This window comes from Halorubrum sp. CBA1125, assembly GCF_009742825.1.
Classification (GTDB): Archaea; Halobacteriota; Halobacteria; order Halobacteriales; family Haloferacaceae; genus Halorubrum.
The window spans coordinates 1-5,723 of sequence record NZ_WPCE01000181.1 but is presented as its reverse complement, the minus strand read 5'-3'; the positions used below and the strand labels follow the sequence as shown (position 1 = coordinate 5,723).

4 protein-coding genes and 2 pseudogenes are annotated in these 5,723 nt (G+C 71.0%); 2 read left to right on the top strand and 4 right to left on the bottom strand.

Annotated elements, in window-relative coordinates; translation table 11 throughout:
• A partial coding sequence (locus GJ633_RS13310; RefSeq protein ID WP_197431341.1) for an aminopeptidase occupies window positions 1-352 on the top strand: 352 nt, incomplete at its 5' end.
• Between the two features lie 493 nt (window positions 353-845).
• Here the strand turns inward: GJ633_RS13310 and pheT are convergent.
• Together pheT and GJ633_RS13300 are read right to left on the bottom strand one after the other, a co-directional pair.
• Window positions 846-2,606, bottom strand: a complete 1,761-nt coding sequence (gene pheT / locus GJ633_RS13305; RefSeq protein ID WP_156589205.1) for a phenylalanine--tRNA ligase subunit beta — start codon at window positions 2,604-2,606, stop codon at window positions 846-848.
• Window positions 2,606-4,114: pseudogene (locus tag GJ633_RS13300) on the bottom strand (phenylalanine--tRNA ligase subunit alpha). The gene pheT and the pseudogene GJ633_RS13300 overlap by 1 nt, the downstream one beginning before the upstream one ends.
• A gap of 146 nt (window positions 4,115-4,260) precedes the next feature.
• On the opposite strand from GJ633_RS13300, the gene GJ633_RS13295 reads away from it, so the two are divergent.
• Window positions 4,261-4,560, top strand: coding sequence for a HalOD1 output domain-containing protein (locus GJ633_RS13295; protein ID WP_156589204.1), 300 nt, complete (start codon window positions 4,261-4,263; stop codon window positions 4,558-4,560).
• Between the two features lie 31 nt (window positions 4,561-4,591).
• Here GJ633_RS13295 and GJ633_RS13290 read toward each other — a convergent pair whose 3' ends face one another.
• Both GJ633_RS13290 and GJ633_RS17920 read right to left on the bottom strand, forming a co-directional pair.
• Window positions 4,592-5,305 carry a peptidase gene (locus GJ633_RS13290; RefSeq protein ID WP_156589203.1) on the bottom strand — a complete coding sequence of 238 codons (714 nt, stop codon included), beginning with the start codon at window positions 5,303-5,305 and terminating at the stop codon, window positions 4,592-4,594.
• Window positions 5,306-5,397: 92 nt separating this feature from the next.
• Window positions 5,398-5,723: pseudogene (locus tag GJ633_RS17920) on the bottom strand (MinD/ParA family protein); the annotation flags it as partial.

The following is a 5,723-nucleotide window of genomic DNA, read 5'->3' as shown; positions in this document are numbered from 1 at the left end:
CGAGGACGGCGAGGTCGTCGACTTCTCGGCCGAGGCCGGCGAGGACGCGCTCGCGAGTGTCCTCGACACCGACCCCGGCGCCCGCCGGCTGGGCGAGCTCGGGATCGGGATGAACCGCGGCATCGACCGCTTCACCGACTCGATCCTCTTCGACGAGAAAATGGGCGACACGGTCCACCTCGCGGTCGGCCGCGCCTACGACGCCTGCCTCCCGGCGGGCGAGTCCGGCAACGACAGCGCCGTCCACGTCGACATGATATCGGACGTGAGCGCCGACTCGCGGCTGGAAGTCGACGGCGAGGTGATCCAGCGGAACGGCCGGTTCCGGTGGGAGGAGGGCTTCGAGGGCTGACCGTTCGGACTCGTCGCCAGCGATACGATATTTAACCGACTGCGGGCGGTGGCGCGTGCCTGCGAGCGTCCGCAGGACGCGAGGAGCACGCGTGAGGGAGTCGCTGGCGGCGACCGCCGCCAGCGACGAGGCTGGGGAGGCGTGAGGTGCGGTTGCGGTGCTGTGTGGGATGGGACTCAAAGGGGCAGTCGCCGGCGGCTCCGCCGCCGGCTGCCAGAGGCGCGTAGCGCCTCGCTGTCGCGAGGACGAAGACGGGCGACGTAAGGACTGCAGGGAGCAAGCAACGCGAGCGACTGAGGACCGTGGTTCGAGAGAGCGGAGCTCTCTCCGTCATCACGAGACGGCTTCGCCGTCTCGAACGACAACGAGCCCATCGAGTCCTCGCGACTGGGGCTTTGGCGGTGGTTACCGCGTCATCGACGTATAAACACCCACGACAGTGTCCGAATACGACGTATGAACGCCCGACGGCAACTCCAAGGACGACTCCGTCTTACCGCAGCGCGTCCAGCTCGAACTCGAAGGCGGCGACGGGCACCTCCAGGTCGTGCTCGACGAGCACCGCGGGATGCACCTCGCCGATCACGCCGACGCGCTCGCCGTCGATCGCCACGTCGGCGGCCCGCCCGTCGATGAACGAGGGGTGTTCGGTGCGCGGCGTCTCCAGGTCGGCGCCGAAGTCGTCACAGACCGCCTGGAGCCGTCCCTTCGCGGCCTCGTAGGAGGCGTCGCGCCGGGCGACCGCGCCGGCGACGTGACGGGTCTCGGCGACGTTCGTGTTCTCCGTCTCGTCGCGCTCGGCGACGAATCCGACCTCCGCGACGTCCTGCGGGTATGCGTTGTGGGTGTTCCGCTCCAACAGCATCACGAGCGACGGGAGCGCCCAGGTCCGTAGCTGGGTGTACTCCTCGCTGTACGGCTCGGTGATCTCGACGGGAGCGCCGCCGCCGAAGACCCCGTCTCCCTCCACCGCGGCGCCGCCGGTCCCGGGCTCGATCCGCATCCGCTCGTAGTTCTCCGCCCCGCTCGTCATGTGGAAGTTGAGCAGGTCCTCGAAGCCGAGCCCGACGAGGCTCGTCCGGACCGCGTCCTCCAGCCGCGAGCGCTCGTGGCGACCGCCGACGGTGCCCACGTCGGGGTACCGCGGCGTCAGCTCGTCGAAGCCGTGCGCGCGCCCCACGTCGTCGACGAGGTCCATCGGGTGGAGCACGTCGACGCGGTACGGGGGGATCTCCACCTCGTAGGTCACGTCCTCGCCGAGGGTGTACGCGGCGTCGAGCCCGGCGCGCTCGAAGCAGTCGACCACGTCCTCGGGCTCGAAGTCGACGCCGAGCAGCGTCTCGATCCGGTCGTGGGTGACGGACTTCTCGTCGATCTCGAGGTTCGGGCGGACCAGCTCCGGGCCGTACTCGCTCGGGTAGGTCGTGCCGTCGGCGTACTCGACCTCGACCGCCTCGATCGTCGCGCCGCGGGCCGACAGCGCGTAACAGACGATCGTACACATCTTGTCGATCGTCCACTGGTCGGTGCCGGTGAGCTCGACGAACAGCTCGCGGGAGCCCGTGTCCACCTCGGTCCGTCGGCCGTTTATCACCGGCGGGAACGAGAACAGGCCGAGCTCGTCGTAGATCGCCGGGTAGCGGTCGAGGTCCGCAACGAGGTCGGCGTACGTCCGCCCCGTGTCGTGGGCGTCGAGCACCTCGGCCGGCGTCAGCTCCGCGTCGGCGTCGAGCGGGACGAACGTGTCGCCCTCGGGGTCGACGCCGCGGTAGGTGATCGAGCGCTCGGCGCCCTCGCGCATCGGCGCGCCCTTCAACATCGCGAGGTCGTGGATCCCGATCGCGCCCTTCGCGCGGCCGCGTCCCATCGTGGCGTGGAGCTTCTCCTGGAGCTGGATCAGCGACTCCAGCCCCGCCTCGTCGAGGTCGACGCCGCGGATCACGGCGCCGGTGACGTACGGGCGCTCGTCGGGCACCGACTCGTCGACCTCGATCGTCCACTCGGGGTCGTTGGTGTCGGGGACGTACACGCCGCGGTCGTCGCCGTAGTGGTACCGCAGCGACCGGGCGACCCCCTCGACGGAGAGCCGGTCGAGCCGGTCGGGCGCGAACTCGAACTGCAACAGGCCGTCGTCGGTCTCCCCCTCGAACTCCAGGCCGAGCCCGAACAGGTCTTCTTTGAACTCCTCGTCGGTCGTCTCCCCGTGTCCGGTGAGCTCCCGCAGTTCGTCGGGGTCGACGTCGACGACGGGCATCAGTAGCTCACCTCCGCGTGCCGCAGGAAGTCGATGTCTGCCAGGGTCCCGTGGAGGTCGCGGATGTCCTCCGCGCCGGTGGTCAGCATCGCCAGCCGCTCTAAGGCCAGCCCCCACGCCATCACGTCGCAGTCGACGCCGAGCGGGCCGGTGACCTCCTCGCGGAAGACCCCCGAGTTACCGATCTCGATCTCCTCGCCCGTTTCAGGGTGTTCGCCGAACAGCTCGAAGGAGGGCTCGGTGTAGGGGTTGTAGTGCGGCTTGAACCGGATGTCCGTGATCCCGAACTGCCGGTAGAACTCCTCGAAGGTGCCCATCAGGTCCCGGACCGAGAGGTCCTCGGCCATCACCCACCCCTCGATCTGGAAGAACTCCAGGAGGTGCGTCGGGTCGAGCGTGTCGTTGCGGTACACCTTCTCGACGGAGAAGTACCGCTGGGGCGGCTCCAGCTCCGCGCCCGCGATCCCCGAGAGGTACCGCATCGACAGCGAGGTGGTGTGGCCACGGAGGGCGACCTCGCGGGCGAACTCCTCGGACCACGGCGAGTGGTAGCCGTCGCCGTCGTCGCCCCAGCCGTCGCGGTGGGCGCCCTCGACGCGCTCGATCAGCTCTGCGGGGATGTCGTCCATCGGCGGGACGTCGAGCGCGAACCGGTCCCAGTGGGTCCGCGCCGGGTGGTCCTGCGGCATGAACAGACAGTCGTTGATCCAGAAGTCGCTGTCGGCGTGGGGGCCCTCCATCTCCTGGAATCCCATGCGACGAGCACGTCCTTCACGCGGTCCGCCGTCCGGCGGAGCACGTGTTTCCGGCCGCCGCGGGCCGTCTCGGCCTCGGCCTCCACGTTGTACGCGGCGAACTCGACGTCGCGCCACTCGCCGCTGGCGAGCAGCTCCGGCGTCAGCTCTGTCGCCGTCTCGGTCGCCTCCACGCCCGTCATCAGGGCGTCGACGCCGTCGTCCGTGAGCGTCACCGTCCGGGTGACCGACTCGTCGACGGCGACGAGCCCGCGGGCCTCGAGCCGATCGACCACGGCGTCGTCGACCGCAGGGGCCTCGCCGGCGGCGACCGCCGCGAGCGCCACGGCCTCTGGGTCCGCGTCCGGGTCCGCGTCCGGGTCGATTGACAGCTCGCCGCCGTCGACGCTCCCGAACCCCCTTCCGCGCGAAGTTGGCCAGCGCGATGTCGACCGCCGGGCCGTCGAGACCCGCCTCGCCGATAACGCGCCCCATCGAGACCGGCTCCGCGTCGGCGCCGAGCGCGACTCCGGCGCGGTAGAGCCGCGTCTCCGGGAGCCCAGCGTCGACGTAGTCACGCCCCTCGTCGGTGAGTTCGAGCGTCTCGGCGGCCGACTCCGCCACGTCGATCAGCCCCTCGTCTCGGAGGTCGAAGGCGGCGCCCGTGACGGTCTCGGGCTTCAGTCCAGTCTCCGCGGCGATATCGTCCACCGTCCGTTCGTCCGTCGCGCTCGCGGCTTCGAGCACCGCGAGCTGTCGTTCGGGGAGTCGCATTCGAGTTGTCCGTATAGGCGGTTGGCTGGTTGGTAACGGTTCCGGGATGGACACGACACACCGCCCACCGAGATCGACACGGAACTCGTATATCATATACGATAATTAGGGAGAGTGTTTATATGTGGTCTTCGTGTAGGGAGCGTATGAGTAGTGCTACGAGGGATGCGAGCGAGTCCGACGGCGTCACCGGGACGGCGCGGGTCAGCCACGCGCCGGACGGCCCCACGCCGAGTCTCGCGGTCGTCGAAGCGATCGCCGACCTCGCCGGCGTCGATTCTCTCGATCTCCTCGAGGAAGGTGTCGCCCTGTACGACCACTTCGACCCCGACGCGCTCGACGCGCTCGTCTCCGGCCGGTCCGACGTCGACGTCGACGTGACCGTCGCCGACTACGAGGTCCACGTCGACGCCCGCGAGGTCGTCGTCCGGCGGCACCGGAACTGAGGCGCTCGACCGCGCTCCGGCCTCGCCGTTCTCAGCCGCCGTTCGCCGCACGCTCGCGCAGCCGCGCGATCCGGTCGCCGAGCGGCGGTTGCACCTCGAACCAGGTCGACCAGTCGCCCGTCTCCGGCTCGACGCCGCGGATCGCGGCGACGCGCTCGAACGCGTCGGCGACGAGCGAGGCTCCGACCCGATCGGCGGCGCGGGCGTCCGCGGCGTACTGCACGCGCCTGCCGGCCCACAACGCCGCGAGCCCGACGGCGACGAGCGAGGCGAACCCCGCGTCGAAGGAGACGACCGTCGTGACGATCGCGGCGAGGATCGCGAGCACCGCCCCGACCGCTACCGCCCGGAACTCGCCGTAGCGGGTCTCGACTCGTCCGGCCTCGGCCGCGAGCAGCCCGACCGAGACGTCCTCCTCGAGCGCGTCGAGCACGTCGTCGGTGACGAACAGCACCCGGCGGCCGGGCGGACCCCGGACCGCGACCTCGGCCGACCGCCCGTCTCCCGCGCCGTCGTCGGGCCTCCCTTCCTCGCTGCCGGACGCTCCAGCGCCGCCGGTCATCCGCTCGATCGCGACCCGTTCGACGTCGAGCCCGGCGCGGTCGCGGAGGGCCGCCAGCTGTGCCCGCTCGGCGTCCGTCGGCTCCCGGAGATCGCGGAAGCGGTCGGCGGCGTACAGCGGGCCGACCTCGACGACGAGGGCGGCGAGAACGGCGACAGCGGCGAGCAGGGCGAACGCGAGCATTCGTCCGCCGTTGCGCCTCGAAACGGGTAAAGCGACGCGGTTCGCCGCCGTCTGGCGGAACCGGTCGCTCACTGCCGATCGGAACCGGTCGCTCACTTCGGAACCCGGCTGGCCAGCTCCCGGATCGCCGCCGCCGCGTCGCTGTCGGGCGCGGCGTCGACGACCGGACGCTCCGTCTCGACCGACCGGCCGACGCGGGGGTCGGCGGGGACGTACCGGAGACGGGCGCTCCGAGCGCGTCGGCGATCGCCGCGGCCGGCGGGTCCGCAGTCGTCCGATTGACCGCGCAGCCGACGAGCCCGGCGCCCAGCTCGCGGGCGAGCTCCCGGGTACGGACCGCGTCGGCCAGCGCGAACGCTCGCGGCGAGACGACCAGCAGGCAGGCGTCGGCGGCCGCGAGCGGGACGCCGGCGTCCGC

Excerpts from the sequence above, each read along its gene's own strand:
- pheT (WP_156589205.1), bottom strand. The coding sequence starts at position 2,606 with ATGCCCGTCGTCGACGTCGACCCCGACGAACTGCGGGAGCTCACCGGA.
- GJ633_RS13295 (WP_156589204.1), top strand. The coding sequence starts at position 4,261 with ATGAGTAGTGCTACGAGGGATGCGAGCGAGTCCGACGGCGTCACCGGG.
- GJ633_RS13290 (WP_156589203.1), bottom strand. The coding sequence starts at position 5,305 with ATGCTCGCGTTCGCCCTGCTCGCCGCTGTCGCCGTTCTCGCCGCCCTC.